The sequence below is a fragment of the Microthrixaceae bacterium genome (genome assembly GCA_016702505.1).
Classification (GTDB): domain Bacteria; phylum Actinomycetota; class Acidimicrobiia; order Acidimicrobiales; family Iamiaceae; genus Aquihabitans.
Map to the genome: position 1 here is coordinate 188,755 of JADJDU010000007.1, position 19,764 is coordinate 208,518.

General features: G+C 67.2%; 15 protein-coding genes and 1 pseudogene. 7 read left to right on the forward strand and 9 right to left on the reverse strand.

Annotated elements, in window-relative coordinates; translation table 11 throughout:
• Positions 1-292: 292 nt before the first annotated feature.
• Positions 293-916: pseudogene (locus IPG97_08160) on the reverse strand (ATP-binding protein).
• A complete protein-coding gene (locus IPG97_08165; GenBank protein ID MBK6856506.1) occupies positions 913-2,517 on the reverse strand; it encodes a cobaltochelatase subunit CobN in 1,605 nt (534 codons plus the stop codon). The pseudogene IPG97_08160 and the gene IPG97_08165 overlap by 4 nt, the downstream one beginning before the upstream one ends.
• Between IPG97_08165 and IPG97_08170 the strand changes: the two genes are divergently transcribed.
• The gene (locus tag IPG97_08170; GenBank protein ID MBK6856507.1) at positions 2,481-3,068 is read left to right on the forward strand and encodes a hypothetical protein; all 588 of its coding nucleotides are present in this window, start codon (positions 2,481-2,483) and stop codon (positions 3,066-3,068) included. The two genes, IPG97_08165 and IPG97_08170, sit on opposite strands and share 37 nt — an antisense overlap.
• 9 nt (positions 3,069-3,077) lie before the next feature.
• The gene (locus IPG97_08175) at positions 3,078-4,325 is read left to right on the forward strand and encodes a hypothetical protein (GenBank protein ID MBK6856508.1); all 1,248 of its coding nucleotides are present in this window, start codon (positions 3,078-3,080) and stop codon (positions 4,323-4,325) included.
• 34 nt (positions 4,326-4,359) lie between these two features.
• Here IPG97_08175 and IPG97_08180 read toward each other — a convergent pair whose 3' ends face one another.
• The gene (locus IPG97_08180; GenBank protein MBK6856509.1) at positions 4,360-5,565 is read right to left on the reverse strand and encodes a COX15/CtaA family protein; all 1,206 of its coding nucleotides are present in this window, start codon (positions 5,563-5,565) and stop codon (positions 4,360-4,362) included.
• Between the two features lie 41 nt (positions 5,566-5,606).
• Between IPG97_08180 and arsC the strand changes: the two genes are divergently transcribed.
• Positions 5,607-5,960: an arsenate reductase (glutaredoxin) gene (gene arsC / locus IPG97_08185; GenBank protein MBK6856510.1), complete on the forward strand. Its 354-nt coding sequence runs from the start codon at positions 5,607-5,609 to the stop codon at positions 5,958-5,960.
• Positions 5,961-5,968: 8 nt separating this feature from the next.
• Here the strand turns inward: arsC and IPG97_08190 are convergent, their stop codons facing one another.
• The 4 genes from IPG97_08190 to IPG97_08205 form a co-directional block, all read right to left on the reverse strand.
• Positions 5,969-6,520 carry a YbhB/YbcL family Raf kinase inhibitor-like protein gene (locus tag IPG97_08190; protein ID MBK6856511.1) on the reverse strand — a complete coding sequence of 184 codons (552 nt, stop codon included), beginning with the start codon at positions 6,518-6,520 and terminating at the stop codon, positions 5,969-5,971.
• Positions 6,521-6,619: 99 nt separating this feature from the next.
• On the reverse strand, positions 6,620-7,774 hold the full coding sequence (locus IPG97_08195; GenBank protein ID MBK6856512.1) for a TIGR04053 family radical SAM/SPASM domain-containing protein: 1,155 nt from the start codon (positions 7,772-7,774) through the stop codon (positions 6,620-6,622).
• Positions 7,771-9,192 (reverse strand): protoporphyrinogen oxidase, encoded by a 1,422-nt coding sequence (hemG, locus tag IPG97_08200; protein ID MBK6856513.1) that lies wholly within the window; start codon positions 9,190-9,192, stop codon positions 7,771-7,773. The genes IPG97_08195 and hemG overlap by 4 nt, the downstream gene beginning before the upstream one ends.
• Before the next feature lie 137 nt (positions 9,193-9,329).
• Entirely contained in the window at positions 9,330-10,829 is a 1,500-nt protein-coding gene (locus tag IPG97_08205; GenBank protein ID MBK6856514.1) for an amidase, read from the reverse strand.
• Positions 10,830-10,881: 52 nt separating this feature from the next.
• Here IPG97_08205 and IPG97_08210 point away from each other — a divergent pair, with 52 nt between their 5' ends.
• Together IPG97_08210 and IPG97_08215 are read left to right on the forward strand one after the other, a co-directional pair.
• Positions 10,882-12,297 carry a beta-lactamase family protein gene (locus IPG97_08210; protein ID MBK6856515.1) on the forward strand — a complete coding sequence of 472 codons (1,416 nt, stop codon included), beginning with the start codon at positions 10,882-10,884 and terminating at the stop codon, positions 12,295-12,297.
• A gap of 91 nt (positions 12,298-12,388) precedes the next feature.
• Positions 12,389-13,645, forward strand: coding sequence for a cytochrome P450 (locus tag IPG97_08215; protein MBK6856516.1), 1,257 nt, complete (start codon positions 12,389-12,391; stop codon positions 13,643-13,645).
• A gap of 43 nt (positions 13,646-13,688) precedes the next feature.
• On the opposite strand, the gene IPG97_08220 is transcribed toward IPG97_08215, so the two are convergent.
• Complete coding sequence (locus IPG97_08220) at positions 13,689-15,347, reverse strand: AMP-binding protein (protein MBK6856517.1); 1,659 nt, start codon at positions 15,345-15,347, stop codon at positions 13,689-13,691.
• Entirely contained in the window at positions 15,344-16,195 is an 852-nt protein-coding gene (locus IPG97_08225; GenBank protein ID MBK6856518.1) for an alpha/beta hydrolase, read from the reverse strand. The genes IPG97_08220 and IPG97_08225 overlap by 4 nt, the downstream gene beginning before the upstream one ends.
• A gap of 160 nt (positions 16,196-16,355) precedes the next feature.
• Between IPG97_08225 and pta the strand changes: the two genes are divergently transcribed.
• Both pta and IPG97_08235 read left to right on the forward strand, forming a co-directional pair.
• Positions 16,356-18,464, forward strand: a complete 2,109-nt coding sequence (pta, locus tag IPG97_08230) for a phosphate acetyltransferase (GenBank protein ID MBK6856519.1) — start codon at positions 16,356-16,358, stop codon at positions 18,462-18,464.
• The gene (locus tag IPG97_08235) at positions 18,461-19,747 is read left to right on the forward strand and encodes an acetate kinase (protein MBK6856520.1); all 1,287 of its coding nucleotides are present in this window, start codon (positions 18,461-18,463) and stop codon (positions 19,745-19,747) included. The genes pta and IPG97_08235 overlap by 4 nt, the downstream gene beginning before the upstream one ends.
• Positions 19,748-19,764: the final 17 nt, after the last annotated feature.

The following is a 19,764-nucleotide window of genomic DNA, read 5'->3' on the forward strand; positions in this document are numbered from 1 at the left end:
TCGTCCAACTCGCCTTGGTCTATTCCGGGGGAATCAGCCGGGCCACGTCGTCGACGGTGGGCCAGCACCAACGCGGCCACCGCCTCCACGTCAGCGGTGGTGACATGGCGACGGCCGTCGAGCCGGGCCCGAGCCAGCGCGGCTCGCACCAAGGCCAGGTCGGCCCGCAGCGCCTCGGCGCCAGCCCCGACCGCCACCGAGCAGGCGAAGTTCACCACCTCGTCGGGCAGCGATGCGCTGGCGGACCTGGCCGCGGTGACCCGCCGCCGCAGCTCGGAATCAGCCTCGCTCACATGGTCTGGTTCGACCAAGCTGACGGGTCCGGCTCCCTCCTCACCCGCGGCGGCAAATGGCTGGTCGCGGTCCAGTTGGCGGCGGACGGCCTCCACGCGGTCTCTGACCTCGACCGGGCCCGCACCTCGGTGGTGAGCCCGAACCGATCGAGAAGTTGAGGGCGCAGCTCACCTTCCTCGGGGTTCATGGACGCCACCAGCACGAACCGGGCTGGGTGCTGGGCCGACAGGCCCTCGCGCTCCACCCGGTTCACACCCGAGACAGCCACGTCGAGCAAGGCATCGACCAGGTGATCGGCCAACAGGTTGATCTCGTCGACGTAGAGCACCCCGCCGTGGGCTTCGGCCAGGAGCCCCGGACGCAACCTTGGTCGACCTCGTTCCAACAGGTCGGCCAGGTCGAGGGCGCCCAGGACCCGGTCTTCGCCAGCCCCGAGGGGAAGCTCCACGAACGGAGCGTCACCGGGCATCACCGCGGCCAGTCCTCGAGCCAAGGTGGTCTTGGCCGAACCCTTGTCTCCGCGTAGGAGAACCCCTCCCAGGCGGGGCTCAACCGCGGCCAGGAGCAAAGCCTCCTTGGCCTCCTCCAAGCCCACCACCTCGGAGAAGGACAGCCGGCTCACCGTCGTTCCTCCCAGGTCTCGGCCTCGAGCACGGCGCGGGCCAACAGCGTCCGCGTTTCCGCGCCGGCGTCCCACATCCCTCGCTCGATCGCTTCCAGCAGTCGCTCGGCGATCGACGACAACGCCCCCGGGTTGGACGTCTCGAAGAACTTCCGGATGGCCGGGTCGGCCACGTAGGCCTCGACCACACGTTCGTACATCCAGTCGTCGACGACCCGGGCGGTGGCGTCGTAGCCGAACAGGAAGTCCACCGTGGCCGCCAACTCGAAGGCGCCCTTGTAACCGTGACGGGTCATGGCGTCGATCCAGCGAGGGTTGACCACCCGGGTGCGAACCACCCGTGCGGCCTCCTCCGCCAACGAGCGGACCATCGGCCGGTCGGGGTCGGCCGAGTCGCCGAACCATCCCTTGGGGTCGGCCCCGGTCAGCGCACGGACGGTGGCGATCATGCCACCGTGCTCGGACAGGTATTCGCCGTTGTCGAAGATGTCGTGCTCGCGGTTGTCCTGGTTCTTGACCGCCACCTCGATGGCGGCGAACCGGCGCCGCATGGCGTCCTCGGCGGGCATGCCGTAGCCCGCCCGGCCGTAGCTGTGCCCCGACCACGCCACATAGATCGCGGCCAAGTCGTCGTCGCTCCGCCACGAACGCTGCTCCAATGCGGCCGCCACCCCGACCCCGTAGGAACCAGGCGGCGGCCCGAAGATCCGAGGGTCATCGGCACGCGACGCTCGCAGCGGGTTCTGCTCTGGCGGTTCATCCAGCGCCGCGACCAGGGCCACCGCGTCGTCGATCAACTGAACCAGGTTGGGGAAGGCATCACGGAAGAACCCCGAGATGCGCACCGTGACGTCCACCCGTGGACGGCCCAGTTCAGACAACGAGATGACCTCGAGCCCGACCACTCGGCGGGACTCCTGCTCCCACACCGGACGGACGCCGAGCAGGGCAAGGGCTTCAGCCACATCATCGCCCTGGGTGCGCATGAGGGCGGTCCCCCACAACACCAGGCCCACCGTGGTCGGCGGTCGGCCTTCCTCGTCCATGTGGCGTGCCACCACCCCATCAGCGAGTCGAACCCCAACATCCCAGGCCAGCCGGGTAGGAAGGGACTTGGGGTCGACCGAATAGAAGTTCCGTCCGGTGGGCAAGACGTGGGCACCGCCGCGGGTCAAGGTTCCGCTGGGACCGGCAGGGACGTGGCCCCCGGCGAGGCCCACCAGGAGGTTGTCGATCTCGTCGGTGGTGCGTGCCAGGTTGGGGACCAGCCAGTCACATATCCATGCCACGGTGGGCGAATCGGCTGGTACCACCGCCCAGTCCCGACCTGCCGCCGCCTCGACCAACTCTCGGGCCCGGGCTTCGACCGCGGCCAGCGAGCGCGGTTCGTCCAGGTCCAACCCCATCTCATCGGCCACCTCCTGGCGCAGTGACGCAACCTGACCGTTGGGTAGGCGGGTGATGGCCAGCAATGCCCGAGACGGCTGATTCGTCGGCTCCCGCCCAGTGGGTGCACGTGTCCGCGGACCCCAGCGCCTCCTGGCACGATCACCGGGTCCACTGGATGGGGAACACCGATCCAGCGGCAGTCCAGACTTCACCCCATGAGCACCACACCATCATCGATGGTTGGGAACTGGGGCTGCACGTCGACGGCCGGCAACGGACCGTGACCGGCCAGACCAGGTGGGTTCCACCACCGCCGGTGGCCCCGTGGCTGGTGGTGGCCGTCGTCGCCGCTGGGATCTCCTTCCTGTCGTCGTTCGGGGTCCGCCTGTTCCCGGCGGTGGCGATCGGCGTGTGCCTGCTCGGAGCCACGACGGTGGTGGGCGTCGCGCTCACAATGTCCGATCCACCGGGCGGGGCGGCCATCGCGCTGATGCTGCCGGTCTGCCTAACGCTGTTCGGGCTGGTTAGAGCCCACTTCGGAGACCACGACTGGGCGGTGTCGTCGTGGGGGCTGGCTGGAATCGTCGCGGTGGTGAGCATCGCCTACGGCTCGTTCTTCACGCACTCCCAGTTGCCGACCGCGCTGGCCGCACCGGTTGCTCGACTGGTGCTCAGCCTGACCGTCGGGGCCGGGATCGGGGCCGCGGCCGGGATCTGGGCAACCGCGATCACGGCCCGTCGCGGCGCTGGGACCACGGCGTAACCTGCGACCATGAGCGAGTCCGAGGGGTTCGATCTCGACTTGGAGGTGGCCCGGGCCTGGACCCGGTTCCAGGGTGAGGTGGCCACGCGCCTGGCCAACATCGAAGACCTCCAGTCCTTCGTGATCGATGTGGAGACAGGGCTCAACGGCGAGGACCAGGTGACGCCCTACGTGCAGTTCGCCCTTCAAGAGCCGATGGTCCGTCTGGAGGTCTCCAGCAACGCCTACCTCGACGATGGCTTCCGACTCACCGCCGACGCCGAAGCCGAACTGGTCGCGCTCGGCCTCACACCCCCCACCTACACCCTGGACGAAGTCCCCGATGAGGGTTCGTCCAACTACTTCGCCGACGGAGCACTCGACGACGCCGACCGCTTGTCGGTGATGGCGGTGCGGGTGCTGCGCCGGGTCTTTGGCGTTCCCCACCCTGCGTTCCTGGTCGGTCACCGGCTCCAGAACCGCTCCGAGAAGGGTGACGACGCCGACGTGGTGATCCCCGGCGACCCCGACGAGCTCCGGCGTCTCGTCGATGAGGCCATCGAGGAAGCGGTGGGCCATCCACCGATCCACGACGAGGACGACGACATACCCATCGCCTGCGGCTCTGCGCTGGTGTGGGTGACGGTGCGCCAGGACATGCCTGCCGTCGAGATGGTGTCGTGGGTGGTGGTCGACGTGGCCCAGCCCGGTGATGCTCTGTTCGAGGTCAATCGCCTCAACGAGCAGACCGCCTTTGTCCGCTTCGCCCTGGTGGGCGACCGCATCTCGGCCCGGACCACCCTGTTGGCCCACCCGTTCTCGGCCACCCAGCTCCATCTTCTGCTGGTCCACCTGGCCGAGGCCGTCGACGAACTGGACGAAGGTCTGGCCCAACGAGTCGGCGGCCGGACCTGGACCAGCACCGGCCCCACCGTCGACCTCCGCGACGTCGACGGCGAAGACGACGACCTCCATCCGGCGTTGGCCACCATCATCGAACTCGACACCGACGAGGACGGTTCGGTCAGCCGTGACCTTGCCGCCCGGATCTGTGGGTGGAATCGAGACCTGGTCTTGGAACTGATCGCCGACAGCTCCCGTCAGGAGATCTCGTGGCGTGAAAGCCACGAGGAAGCCGTGTTCGAAGGCAACTCAGACGAGGCTGAAGCCTGCGCCGGGGAGCTGGAGGCGTGGGAAGCCACCACCCGGTTGTTGCGCCGCGCTCTGAGGCTCATCGTCGAGTCACCCGACCAGCCCGAAGGCCCCGATGGTTCCTAGCGAGCAGGTCCGGTCGTCCTCGCTGCGAGTTTGATCAGACCGATACCGCAGGTTCCGCCACGGGAGAAGGCTCTCGGCCCGGTTGGGCCCGGGCTCCCCCGGTGGACCAGTGCGCCGCCACCACTGCAACCACCAACGTCAGGGCACCCACCGCCTGGTGGGCGATCCCCAGACCCACCGGAACGGCATTGACGAGCGTGATGATGCCGAGCACGAACTGGGCCAGGACCACCATCTCCAAGGCGAAGGCGATTCCCCGGGCCCCGGCGAAGAACAGTCTGGCCGCCACGGCCATGGCCGACGCCGCCACCACCACCGCCAACCACCGGTGCAAGAACTGGACGGTGACCGGGTTGTCCACCGCGTTGGACCACACCGGCGAGAGCCGATCGACCTCCCTGGGAACCCATTGGCCGTTCATGGCCGGCCAGGTGTTGTAGATGCGCCCGGCATCGAGTCCGGCCACGAACGCTCCGAGCACGATCTGCACGCTGAGCAGAACGAAGAACGGCGCCACCCACCGCGACGGGCGTCCCTCGACCTTGGTGCGCCCTTGGGCCAATGCCCTCAGGTCCAGGGCCGTCCAAACCAGAGCGGCCAACAAGAGCAGGGCGGTGACCAGGTGAAGGGCAAGTCGCTCGTGGGCCACATCGGGACGATCGACCAGGCCGCTGGTCACCATCCACCAGCCGATGAAGCCTTGAAGACCTACCAGCGCCACCAACAACGCGATGCGGGGGCCGTAACCGGGAGGAATGGCCCGCCGGAACAGGTACCAGAAGAACGGGAGGGCTAGGGCCATGCCCACGATGCGACCCAGAACCCGGTGGGAGTACTCCCACCAGAAGATCCCCTTGAACTCCGAGAGGTCCATTTCCCGGTTCACGAGGCGGAACTCAGGCGTCTGGCGGTAGGCATCGAACTCGGCCTGCCAGTCGCCTTCGGACAGCGGCGGAACAGAGCCGCTCACCGGTTCCCAATGAACCATCGACAGCCCGGACTGGGTGAGGCGGGTGGCTCCACCGATCACAACCATGGCGAACACCAGCACCGCCACTCCGAACAGCCACCAGCTCAACTGGTTCGGTCGGTGCGGGCTGACGTCGGGGGCCTCGCTCAACACCCGAGCGAGCCTACCGAGACGCCCATTTCCCACCACATCGCGCCCCTCTGACACTGGCGTTCCCAGCGGTGAGGATGCGGGCCTCCTGAACCGAGACCTGTCTCTGGGCGAAGTCATGCCAAGCTCGCGGCGCCACCGACCCGAGGGAGTAGGCCGCTATGTCAGAACCGACCGTCTGGTTCAACGCCAAGTGCTCGAAATGCCGCACCACCCAGTCGATCCTGACCGAGAAGGGGGTGGACGCCACCTACCTCCGCTACCTCGATTCGCCACCCGACACCGCTGAGATCAGGCGGGTACTGGATCTGCTCGGCACCGACGATCCGCGGGACATGGCCCGCACCGGTGAGGCGCTGTGGAAGGAACTGGGACTCGACGATGCCTCGGCCGACGAAGTGATCGAGGCGCTCAGCGCCAACCCCAAGCTGATCGAACGCCCCATCGTGATCGTGGGCGACCGAGCCGTGGTGGCTCGGCCGCCCGAACGGGTCCTGGAGATCTTGGGTGACTGACCCGATGGCTACTCCTCGTGGGTCACGGTCAGCACGGCTCGGGCCAGCACGTGGTTGGACATGTAGAACCCGACCACGGCCGGGTTGACCGTGCCATCTACACCGAGCTTGTCGGTGTCGAGGGCGTGCACCGCGAACAGGTAGCGGTGAGGTCCGTGGCCCGCCGGTGGAAACGGCCCGGTGTAGAGGTTGTTGGCGGTGTCGTTGCGGCCGTGGATCGACCCGGCCGGGATGGCGGTACCGTCTCCTGACCCCGCTCCGGTAGCCAACTCGGTCACCGACGTGGGGATGTCGAACAGCACCCAGTGCCAGAACCCGCTCCCGGTGGGGGCGTCGGGGTCGAAGCAGGTGACGGCGAAGCTGGCCGTCTCGGACGGGAAACCGCTCCAGCTCAGTTGGGGTGAGACGTTGTCTCCGCCGACGCCGAAGTTGGCGTCGGCCACGAAACGCAACGCAATGGGCTGCCCGTCGACGAGGTCGGTGCTGGTCACCGTGAATTCGTCAACAGCGGCGAGGTAGTCATAGGGGCTGGGTGGGGTGGCACGGTTGGGAGCGGGCACGAGTTCCTCCAACTTCAAGACGAGGACAGACCAACCGCGGGCCGGCTGTCCAGAGACGTCCAGAACTATGCCCGCTCCCACACCCGCCTGTCGTCAGCATCAGCCCGCCGGCGGCTGGTAGGCGCAGTTGGGGTCCTCTGAGAACGGGTCGCCGGAGACGGCGAAGGCGTGGGACCGTGAGCCTCCGCACACCGTCTTCAGCTCGCAGCGACCACAGCGCCCACCGAGCCGGTCGGGGTCGCGTAGTGCGACCAAGAGGTCGGATTCCCGGTAGATGGAGGTGAAGGGACGGTGACGAACCGAGCCCGCCGACATCGGCAGGAAGCCACTGGGGTAGACCAGCCCGTGGTGGTCGATGAAGGAGAACCCCCGGCCCGCGTTGACGTCCAGCGGGGGACGGGTTCGGGCACGAGTCCCATGCAATGAACCGAGGTTGGCGACGGTACCCGCTCTCAGGGTCAGCCGGAGCGGACCGGGTGGGAAGTCGACGTCGACGTCTGCGCTACGAGATCGCTGGATCGCAACCCGACGGAAGTGCGGCGCCTCGGTGGTCTTGACCGCTACGTGATCTCCGACCTCGTTGAGCCAGTGCAGCACCTCCTCGACTTCATCGGCGGGAAGGGGTCTCAGGTTGTCTCCCCTGCCGGTGGGCACCAAGAAGAACACGCTCCACAGTCCGGCCTCGAAGGCGACGACGCTGGCCAGGACCTCAGGCAGTTCACCAACGGTATCGGCGGTGACGGTGGTGTTGATCTGAAGTCGGAGGCCGACCTCGCGAACCCACTGCGCCGCTTGCAGGGTGGCGTCGAAAACTCCTTCCACACCCCGGAACCCATCATGGGAGCTGGCCGACGCCCCATCGAGGGACAGAGAGATGGCCCGGGCTCCGGCGTCTCTCAGCTCGATCAGGACCTCACGGGTGAGACGGGGAGTGACCGACGGTGACAGGGCCATGCTCAACCCGGCGGCGGCCCCGTGGGCGACCAACTCGGCCAGGTCCGGCCGCTCGAAGGGATCACCACCGGTGAGCACCACGATGGGTCGGGGCGCTCCCAGGGCCGCCAGGTCGTCCAACAACACCTTGCCCTCATCGGTGGAGAGCTCCATGGGGTCACGATGATGCACGGCATCGGCCCGACAGTGAGCACACACCAGGGCACAGGCCCGGGTCGTCTCCCAGATCACGATGAACGGTCGATCGTCCACATCGAGGTGCAGAGATCGGAACGGGCGGGCGTCAGCGGTTGCGGTCATTTCGGAACCGAAGCGGTTGCCCCGCTGAGGACGCGGGCCACTTCCGCCGCGGCCCGTTCACCACTGGTGGTACAGGCGACAACGCCCAGCCCGTCAATCCCCGACCCGGCCACGACCACGCCAGGCCAGCGGGTCAGGGATCGTCGCAGTTCGGCAATCCGTTCGAGGTGACCGACCTCGAGCTGGGTCATCGATTCGGGCCAGCGGCGGACCAGGGCATCCACCGGTGGCACCTTCAACCCGGTGGCCGACGCCAGGTCGGTGACGAGCGCGCTCAGGAGGGCGTCGTCGTCGAGGGCCGAAATCCGGTCGTCACGAGCCCGGCCCGCCGACATGCGCACCAAGAAACGATCTCCGCGGTCCAGGTGCTGCCACTTTCGGGTGAGGAAGGTGGCGGCCTTCAAGATGGCTCCGACCCGCGACGGAACCAGCAACCCGGTGGCGTCGAAGGCGGAGATGTGGTCGACATCGCAATGGCGGAACGACACCACCACGGTGGCCACGCTGGCGACGGGGGTGGTCGTCACCGGATCGACGCCCACCCCTCCGATCAGGGGGACCAGCAGCGAACCAACGGCCGCAGGCGGAACGGCCAGCACCACCGCATCCCATTCGCCATCGACGCCAGGGAGCCGGTAACGCACAGAGCCAGGGGCAGGGTCGGTCGCCGGTTCCAGGACCGGACCTATCGCCTCGATCGGCGACCGCACACGGACGGCACCTCCGGTGTCGACAATGGCGCCGGAGAGGGTCTCGACGAGAGTGACCAGGCCATCGGGGAAGTTCCAAAAGGTCGGGGCCGAGGTTCGGCGGCGGCTTCGACCCGCCAAGACCAACGACCGATGGGTCGCGCTCTGCTGGGCCAGGTACGGGGCTACCGCTTCCAGGCTGAGTCGGCGCACGTCCCCACCGTGAAGGTTGCCGAGCAGCGGGTCGACGAAACGATCGACGACCTGGGGTCCGAACCGGCGATCCAAGAAGTCACCAACGGACTGGTCGCCCGCCACCGTCGATCTGGTGATGAGCGGTTCCATTCCGGCCCGGGCGAGACCGGCCGGCGACAAGATCCTCGACCGCAGCACGGGGCCGAGCCGTGTCGGGCCCGTGGGACCAACGCCGCTGGGCAGGGACCGAAGCCTGCGACCGTCCCAGATCTGGGCTCGCCCCGGTCGTGCCGGCACCAGATGGGGGGTGAGCCCAAGTTCGTCCAGCAGGGCCGGGAGATGCGGGCCAGCCAGGTGAAGGGCCTCGGCGCCGGTATCGACGTCATGGCCAACAAAGGTCTCGGTCCTAATCTGGCCACCCAGCCGGGCGCCCGCCTCGAACACGGTGACGGCATGGCCTTGGGTCGACAGCCGACGGGCAGCGACCAACCCGGTGATCCCACCACCGACCACCGCAACTCGATGTCGCTCCACGTTGGTTCAACCTCGCCGACCGCTGGCACGACCGGTAGGGACATAGGGCCTCGACCGGAAGGACCGACGTCACCTCACTCGCCAGCGGGCCCACTGGAACAGAACCATCTCGCCGTCGAAGATGTCGAGCCAGTCCGTCAAAGGCGGGCCAGATCCCAGGGTTTGGCCTGCTCCAACTCCAGACCCAGTTGCACCAACACCGCGTCCTGGCCGAAATCTGCCGACAGCATGGCTCCTACCGGCACCTGAGCCTTGTCGTCGAAGCCCATGGGCAAGGTGATGGCCGGGGTTCCCGAGGCGTTGGCGATCGGGGTGTAGGTCATCCACGACGCGATCCGATCCAGCAAGACCTCGAACTCGACGTCGGTCGCCAGGTACCCGAGCTCGGGGGCGACCGAGGCCAACGTGGGGCTGAGCAGGACGTCGAAGCGTCGGTACACGGCCGCAACCTGGTTCCGACTGGCCCGCAGTCGGCGGGCGGCGCCCACCACGCGCCCCGGGTCGGACCGAAACGACGCGGCCATCGACATGGTGAACGGCGTCAGCGCGTCCATTCGGAAGTGAGACCCATGGGAGACGCGCGCGGTACGGGTCGCGGCGAACACCAAGAACCGGTAGTAGTCGATGAAGTCGGCGCGGAACTGTTGGGGATGAACCGGTGGGTCTACCGGCTCTAGGTGGTGGCCGAGGTCCTCCAACAGCGTGGCGGTTTCGTCGAGTGTGGCCCGGGTCGGGGGGTCCAGCTCGGCGACCCCGGCCACCTCGCCCAAGATTCCGATGCGCAACCGGCGGGTCGGCGGCCCCGATACCTCGCCCATCGGGGGCAGGTGTCGGGGCCGGAACACCCGCTCCATCTCGGCGTAGAACCTCGCCGTGTCGCGCACCGTTCGCGTCACCACGCCGTCCACCGAGATCGACACCGGCAACATGGCTTCGTCGGTATGTCGGCGCAGCCGGCCGAGCGTTGGCTTGTGGCCGACCAACCCGGCACAGGCTGCCGGGATGCGGGTTGACCCACCACCGTCCACCGCGTGAGCCACCGGGATCACACCCGATGCCACCAGGGCCGCAGCACCACCAGAGGAGCCTCCCACCGACCGTTGCGGGTTCCACGGGTTGCGGGTGGGATCGAGGTGTGGAAACTCCGTGGAAGGGGTGAAGCCCCACTCGGGCATCGTCGACGAACCCAGGATGGTCAGGCCCATGGCCTCCATGTCTTTGGCCACACCAGCGGTGCGACGCTTGCGGGGACCGCCGGTGAGCGCCTCCGATCCCCACGTGAGTGGGAGCCCCGCTACCGGCACCATGTCCTTGATGAAGGTCGGAACTCCGTGGAACCCTCCCCGCCGGGGACGTTGCGGCGATGTACCGCCGAGCGCCACGTCGTAGCGCTCGAAAGCCACCGCGCCAAGGCGAGGACCCAGCACCCGAGCACGGTCCACGCTGGCTCGGACCACCTCGCGCACCGACAGGTCTCCCCGATCCAGCGCATCGATGGTGGCCACTGCGTCGAGGCGGGCCAGCTCATCGTCAAAACCGTTGACGACCGGCCTCCTCGGTCCGGCTCGGCGTGCCTTGACGGTTTCATCTTCCATGGCAGTGTCCGGGGCGTCGGCCGCGGCGGGATCTGAGGTCACGAGTTCACGCTATGTGAGCCGGTCCCGCCCTGCTCTGGGACAGACTGAAGGGGTGAGCTTTCCCACCAGCAGTCCATCCCGGCAGGGTGTCGACCCAGCCGGGCTCGTCGGGTTCGTCGATGCCCTCGATACCGATCCGGCTATCGAGCCCCATGGGCTCATCGTCCACCGACACGGTCACCGGGTACTCGAGACCTACTGGTCACCGCATCGGGCTGGGCAGCCCCGGCTCGGCTATTCGTTGTCCAAGACGTTCACCGGAACCGCTCTCGGCCTCGCGGTCGGCGACGGCCTGTTGTCGTTGGAGGATCGGGTGATCGACCACCTCCCCGAGTTGGCCGACCACGCCGATGAGCGGATGGGTTCCATGCGCATCCGACACCTGGCGTCGATGTCGACCGGACATGCAGACGAGACATTGCTAGATGCGCTGATGACCGACCCCACCGACCTGGTGGCCGCGTTCGTGAAGTTGCCACCCCAGAACGACCCCGGCACCTGGTTCGCATACAACCAGCCTCCGGTGCTGGTGCTGTCTGCCATCCTTCAACGCCTGACCGGGCAACGTCTGGTCGATCAGCTCCGCGGTCGGGTCTTGGATCAGATAGGGGTCGGTGACCTTCGATGGTCGCAGTACAAGCCGGGGATCGACTTGGGCTTCTCCGGGGTGTTCACCGACCTGGACGCCATCGCTCGGCTGGGCCAACTCCACCTCGACTCGGGGCGGTGGAACGGCGAGCAGGTACTTCCCCTCGGTTGGGTGGAGGAGGCTTCCTCCATCCAGATCGAAAACGCCCACCGGCCCGAACCAGATTGGGCACTCGGCTATGGAATCCAGATGTGGATGTGCCGTCACGGGTTTCGGGGCGACGGCGCCTTCGGCCAGTTCATGGTCGTGCTCCCCCAACATCGAGCGGTGGTGGCCTTCCATTCATGCACCGAAGACATGCAGGTAGTCATGGACCACATCTGGGATTCGCTGTTGCCGGCCTTCACCGACGTGGACGCCGATGAGGGCTCCGTCGACCCCGAAGGTGATGCCGCAGTGACAGCACGGGCCACCGGTCTTCACGTTCCCACCGCGGCTGATCGCATCGGGGCCCAGAGGCCGCTGGACACCGTTACCGACGCCAACTTCACACGCTCACCGGGGTTCCCGAGCCATCCATCCATCTCGTCGATCCAGACGAGCCCCGGAGAGATGACGATCACCGAGGGCGACCAGACCCTCGCCGTGACCCTGACGGACAACTGGAGCGATGTGCCCGGTCATCCCCTGTCGACCAGCGCCGCGGTGGGTGAGGACGGCCGGATCCACGTGGATGTGGCCACACTGTCGTCTCCACACCGCCTCGAGATCATCGCCGACCCCACCCGCTCGACCTTCACCGCCACCTGGCCACTACCGCCCCTGTTCGGCTTCGGTTTCGACGGCTACCTGACCAAGATGCACCCGCCCGAGAACTGATCTCGGCCGGAGCGAAGCACCTCGGAACCCGGTTAGGTTCGGCCACTCACCACCGAAGCCCCTCCGAAGCTCCTCCAGCGAGGCCCATGCCATGACCGCTACCCAGGTTGGAACCGACGGCTCCGGGTTGTTCCATCGACCCGAACGCTGGACCGACATGGAGGCCTGGCACGAGGAGGTCTCCCGGATCCGCCGCGAAACACCGGTGCTACGAGTGGAGGATCACGACTTCGGGCCGTTCTGGGCGCTCACCCGCCACGACGACGTGTTCGCGGTGTCTCGGGATCACACCCACTGGGAGAACACGGTCCTTTCGGTGCTGGGCCCGGATTCATCCAACGCCGAGATGGTGGCCAGTGGTTTCGCGCCGCGGTCGCTCGTGCACCTCGACGGCCACGAGCACACCGCCCACCGACGGGTCGCCAGCGACTGGTTCAAGCCCAGTTCCGTCGGGGCCCGCCAACCCCGGATCGACGAGATCGCCGACCACTTCATCGACCGGATGCGCGAGTTGGACGGGCAGTGCGACTTCGCCGTCGACATCGCCCAGCCGTACACGCTGCGGGTCATCATGGACATCTACGGGGTCCCCGAGTCCGACGAGGCGATGATGCTCGACCTGACCCAGGGGATATTCGGGGCCAACGATCCCGAGTTCCTGGGCGACGACACCGACCCCGGTCTGCGGGCCATGCGATCGGTGATGACGTTCATCCAGTACTTCAACGGAGTCACCGCCGACCGGCGGGCGTGCCCAGCCGACGACCTCGCCACCGTGATCGCCAACGGTGAGGTGGACGGTTGCCCCATGGGCGACCCCGAACGACTCTGGTACTACATCATCGTGGCCACGGCCGGGCATGACACGACGTCGTTCGCCTTGGCCGGGGGTCTCGAGGCCCTGCTCTCCAACCCCGATCAGTGGGAAGCACTTCGAGGCGCAGACGACGTGGCCATCGCCCGAGCCACCGACGAGATGATCCGCTGGACCTCCCCTGTGCGCCACTTCATGCGCTACGCCACCCAAGAGACGACGATCGGCACCGAGACGATCCCAGCCGGCGGCCGGGTGTTGTTGAGCTATCCGTCAGCCAACCGAGATGAGGATGTGTTCGTGAGCCCCGGCCGCTTCGATGTGGCCAGGCCCGATGCCGACCGTCTGCTGTCGTTCGGCATCGGTGCCCACTACTGCCTGGGTTCGCAGTTCGCCCGCCGGGAGCTGCGATCGTTCCTGCGTCGCCTGGTCGACCAGATCGAGGTGATCGAACCCGATGGTCCAGCCCAGTGGGCGGCCAGCCACTTCGTGAGCGGCGTCAAGCACCTGCCCATCCGCTACCGGTTCCGCTAGACCGGCTCCACAGTCCCAGCTCACGGGTTGGGTGTTCGATCTCTCACTTCGAGTATTCGGCGGCCAGTGCGGGACGGTCGATCTTGGCGTTGTGGCGCTTGTCCACTGGTAGCAGGTCGACGAACACGAACCTGTCGATGCCTCGGGTGGCGTCGTGGCGGTCGGCCAACTCCTTCAGCTCGCTCAGGATCTGGTGGGACCGGTCACGCGCCTCGGGACGAAGTTGGATGCACATGGCGGGAACCGGGCCACCTCCGGAGGCGGGGCGCAGCCCAACCAGGGCACTGCGCTCGACCTCGGGGTGGGTGTTGATCACCGGTTCGCAGCACAACGGGAAATGGGCTCGGTCCTCGGTGACCACCCGGTGGGAGCGCCGTCCACACACCCACAGCCGGCCGGTGTCGTCGAGGAAGCCGCAGTCGCCGAGCCGGTGCCAGCGCCTGTCGCCGTTCTCGATCTTGTTGGCGGCCATGTCATTGGGAGCCTCGTAGTAGCGATCGCTGACGTGGGGGCTGGTCGCCACCACCTCACCGATCTCGCCTGGCCCGAGCACCACGGCATCGTCCATGGTGGCGATGTCGCCGTCGTCGATGGCCACGATCTTCAACTCGACGCCGGGCATCGGGGCACCGACGCACAGGCCGTGACCGGTTTCGGTGAGGGGCCATGTCTCGGCCAGGACGGTGGAGCCCCCGATCTCGGTGGCGGGGAGCACCTCGGTGGCGCCGTAGTTGGAGAAGAGTTCGCCGTTGGGGATCATCTTTCCGACAGCCTCGTAGAGAGGGCCGGTGATCTCGGCGCCTCCGGCCACGATGCGTCGGATCGAGCCGAGCGTGATCCCCCGTTGGTTGCAGTAGCCCGACAGGTTGGCGAGAAGGGCCGGCGACCCGAACATGGAACGGACGTTGTGTTCGCGAATGGTGCGAACCAATACGGCGGGGTTGGCTGAACCGGGCCCCTTGGTGGCGAAGTTCATGGGTGGCACGATCACGGTTCCGCCGTGGGCCATGCCGACGATCCAAAAGATGGGGAAGGTCGGCATGTCGACCACGTCTCGCCCTTCACCCATGGACCACTGGGTGCTGATGGCCTCGACCATGGCGTTCACGTTGGCGTAGGTCATGACCGTGGGTTTGGGGTCGCCGGTGCTGCCAGTGGTGAAGGCGATGAGGGCCGCATCGGAGGGACCGACCTCTGAGTGGACCGGCTCGCCGAGCCACGGATCCTCCAACTCGGAGATGTGGGTCAGGCCTGGGATACGACCTGGGCCTACCACGAAGCTCCGTCGGATGCTGTCCTTGCCCCACCCGAAGGCAACCCGGGCCGCGTGAGCTTCGACCGTTCCGAAGAACATCTCGGGCTGTACCCGCTTGAGGCTGCGCGCCACCGATCTCAGCCCGTGGCTGTGGGGTTCTATGCCCACCATGGCCGCACCAACCCGCCACAGGGCCAGGGCCACGACCATGGCGTCCTCGCCGGGAGGAACCATGAACGAACATCGCACCCCTTCGCGAACCCCAACCCTTCGCAGTCCCACGGCCAGAGATTCGGCTCTGGCACTGAGCTGGGCGTAGGTGGTCCGCTTGTTCTTCTGCCAGCCGTAGCGGGCGGCTTCGACCACGGCGACGCGTCCTGGGTCACGGCGGGCGACGTCCAACACACGGTCGGGCAGGTCGAGCACGTCGGCATCGACGGTTGTCATCGGCGAACCTCGGCGCCGGTGAGGACATCGAGCTCGCGGATCACCGCGGTCACCTTCTCGGGGTCTTCGAGCATCGGCAGGTGCCCGCACTCGTCGACCACCTCGACCCGCGACGGTTTGACCAGCCGTTGCAGATCGGCGCCTGCGTCGCGGTCCAGGACCTTGTTCTCGGCACCCCACATGATCCAGACCGGGACGGTGATGTCGCTGGGGTCTCGGTCCAAGCTGCCGTAGGACGACATGTCGTCGAGGACGTCTACCAGCGCCGGCATCTGATCGGCACGTCGTTGGCAGGCCAGCAACTCGGGGTCGCGGTGAAGCCCCATGCGGGCACCCTTGCGCCCGAGTTGGAAGCGGAGGGTGGCCACCGCGGTCGGGTTGAGGACCGGGACCCGCCGCGACAGCGACCGTACGAGCCGGGCCGGGGCTGGGGCCACCCGTGACATCGAGTGGGTGAACCCGATTCCGCCGGACCGGAACGTGGCCTCAGTGAGCGGGTTGACGGCCAGCACCCCCCGCACCAGATCGGGTCGGGCCCGGGCGATGCTCAGCGACAGGTTGGCACCCATGCAGTTGCCGACCAGCAGGGACGGGCCTTCGCCGTGCTGGTCGAGAAGGTCGACCAGCAGGCCGATCATGGAGTCCAGGGTAGGCGGTACCTGGGGTCGGGGCGAGTCACCGAACCCGGGAAGGTCCACGGCGAGCACGCGGTGATCTCGGGACAGGTCGTCGATCTGGTTGCGCCAGATCGTCGAGGACGTTCCTCCGTTGTGGAGCATCAGCACGGTCGGGCCCGACCCGACGTCTCGGAGTGCCACCGTCATTGCGTTGCTGGTGAATCGTTCCATCCGGCTTTTCTCCGTAGTTGGTCACCGACCTATTTACGAACACAAGTGTTCACCATTGCGCCGTTCGGTGCAACCAGGGCGCAGTGGGAAGAGTCACCGCCGTGCGAGACCTTCGCCAGAGGCGGTCAACCTAGGGTGAGTCGATGGCCCAACCGAACGTGTGGGTGAACGATCAGGACCAGCCGTGACCGCTCCGCGCAGCATCTACGTCACCGCGCCCGAAGGCCGCACCGGAAAGTCCCTGGTGGCTCTCGGTCTCGTCGACATGCTCACCCGACGGGTACGGCGCGTGGGCGTCTTCCGTCCCGTCACCCACCCCGATCCGGGTCGAGATCAGGTCCTCGATCTCCTGTTGGAACGAGACGGCGTAGCTCTGGGACGCAACGAGTGCATCGGCGTGTCCTACGACGACGTCCACCGAGACCCCGAGGCGGCGCTGGCCACGATCGTGGAACGACATCGGGATCTGGCCGAGGACTGCGAGGTCGTGGTGGTGGTGGGCTCGGACTACACCGACGTGACCGCCCCCATCGAGCTCGGGTTCAACGGTCGGGTGGCCGCCAACCTGGGGGCCCCGGTCCTGTTGGTGGTGAGCGGTCTGGACCGGACCCCCGCCGACATCGCTCAACTGTCGACGTTGGCAGTGCACGAGCTCTCCGATGCTCATGCCACCACGCTCGGAGTGATGGTGAACCGCTGCGACCGGGACGCCACCGCCCACATCACCGCGGCGGTGGATGTCACCGGGTTGCCGGTGTGGGCCGTGCCGGAGGTCCCGATCCTCGGGGCACCGACTGTGGCCGAGGTGGCCGACGCCTTGGACGCGAACATGTTGCTCGGCGATCCGGCCATGCTCCGTCGAGAAGCCGAGCACATGCTGGTGTGCGCCATGACCGTCGACCACGTCCTGGACCGCCTCCTCGACGGTCACCTGTGCATCACCCCTGCCGACCGAGCCGACGTGCTGGTGGCGCTGGCGGCCGCTCACGGCACCGACGGTTTCCCATCCCTGGCCGGTGTGGTCCTGGTCGGCGGCTACCCGCCGGCCCAGTCGGCCACCCGCCTCGTCACCGGACTGGCCCGCCACCTGCCGGTCGTGCACACCGATCACGACACGTACCGAGCAGCCCGCATCGTGTCCACCACTCGGGGCCTGCTGGGACCGGGCATGCCTCGCAAGCACGAGAAGGCCCTGTCTGCCTTCGAGGAGGCCGTCGACGGCGATGCCCTGATGGCGGCGCTCGACGTACCCCCGAGCGATGTCATGACCCCGCTCATGTTCGAGTCGATGCTGGTGGAACGAGCCCGGTCCGATCGTCGCCACATCGTGCTTCCCGAGGGAGACGACGAGCGGATCCTTCGAGCCGCCCACACCTTGTTGTCCCGCCACGTCGTCGACCTCACCTTCCTCGGGGTGGAAAGCGACATCAGGCAGAAGGCGTCATCGCTAGGGCTCGACGTCGCTCGAGCCGCGGTGATCGACCCTCGCACCTCGGATCTGGCCGAAGGATTCGCCGAGGAGTACGCCCGACTCCGGGCCCACAAGGGGATGACGCTCGACGGGGCCCGAGACATGGTTCGAGACGTGTCGTTCTTCGGAACGATGCTCGTGCACATCGGCATGGTCGACGGGATGGTCTCGGGCGCCGCCCACTCCACCGCTCACACCATCACGCCCGCCTTCCAGATCATCAAGACCCGCCCGGGGACCGACATCGTGTCGTCGGTGTTCTTCATGTGCCTGTCCGATCGGGTGCTGGTCTACGGCGACTGCGCTGTCATCCCCGAACCCACCGTGGATGAGTTGGCCGACATCGCCGTGTCTTCGGCTGCAACCGCTGCCAACTTCGGGGTGGAGCCCAGGGTGGCGATGTTGTCGTACTCAACCGGAGATTCCGGGTCGGGCGTCGAGGTGGACCGGGTGCGGTCCGCTACCGCCCTGGTCCACCAGCGCTTACCCGACTTATCGGTGGATGGCCCCATCCAATACGACGCAGCCGTTGACGCATCGGTGGCTGCCGCCAAGATGCCCGACTCGGAGGTGGCCGGAAGGGCGACGGTCTTCGTCTTCCCTGACCTGAATACCGGCAACAACACCTACAAGGCGGTGCAACGCTCGGCGGGAGCCGTGGCCATCGGCCCAGTGCTCCAGGGTCTGGCCAAACCGGTCAACGACCTGTCTCGGGGGGCCACCGTCAGAGACATCGTCAACACCGTGGCGATCACCGCCATCCAGGCCCAAGACGGTTTCCGTGTGAGCCAGCCATGAGCGGAACCGTATTGGTCCTCAACTCCGGCTCGTCATCGATCCGCTACCAGGTGGTGTCTCCCCACGACGGCACCCGTCTCGTGGCCGGGCTGGTGGAACGGATCGGTGAGACGGGGACGCGTGTCCGCCACGACGTCGGGGCGAGGATCGTCGAAAGGGACCTGTCGGGGACGGACCATCGGAACGCACTTCAGTCCGTGATCGAGTTGTGCGCCGAAGTCGGCCCTGATCTGGCCACCGCCGGATTGGTGGCCATCGGTCACCGGGTGGTCATGGGTGGCAACACCTACACCCAACCCGTGCTGATCGACGATCGCGTGGTGGCCGAGGTCGAGCGGCTGGTACCGCTGGCCCCCCTGCACAACCCGGCGAACCTGGTCGGCATTGCGGTGGCCCGTGACCTGTTCTCCCACCTCCCCCACGTGGCGGTGTTCGACACCGCGTTCTTCACCTCGCTTCCCCGGGTGTCTGCCACCTACGCGCTGGACCCAGAGGTGGCGGCTCAACACGGCATACGTCGTTACGGCGCTCACGGCACCTCTCATCGCTACGTGTCCCAGAAGGCGGCCGACGTCCTCGGCCGCCCGCTCGGGGACATCCGCCAGATAGTTCTCCACCTGGGCAACGGTGCCTCGGCCTCGGCGGTGGATGGAGGTCTGCCAGTGGACACCTCCATGGGGTTCACCCCGCTGGAAGGATTGGTGATGGGAACCCGCAGCGGCGACCTCGACCCGTCGGTGGTCACCCACCTCATCCGATCAGGGACCATGACAGTCGACGAGGTCGACGACCTGCTGAACCGACGTTCGGGCCTGAAGGGACTCAGCGGCCACAACGACATGCGCGAGGTCCATCGACTGATCGCCGAAGGGGACCCGGCCGCGGTTCTGGCCCACGGGATCTACGTGCACCGGATCCGCAAGTACATCGGGGCCTACACCGCGGTCATGGGCGGGATCGATGCCGTGACCTTCACCGCCGGCGTTGGGGAGAACGACCCGATCACCCGCGCCGCGGCCATCGGCGGGCTCGACTTCTTGGGGTTGGCCGTAGATCCTGCGCTAAACGTCCGACGGTCCCGTGAAGCCCGGATCATCTCGCCCCCCGACACCAAGGCCGCGGTACTGGTCGTACCGACTGACGAAGAGCTGGCCATCGCCCGAGATGCCATCACCGTCACCGACGCGAACCATCCACATCTGCATCTGGCCGCTCCACCATCAGGGCGAACAGGCACCAGATCTCAGGCCGCTACTGACGGCGTCGAAACTCCACGGCCGTGATCCAACGCCGGTGACAC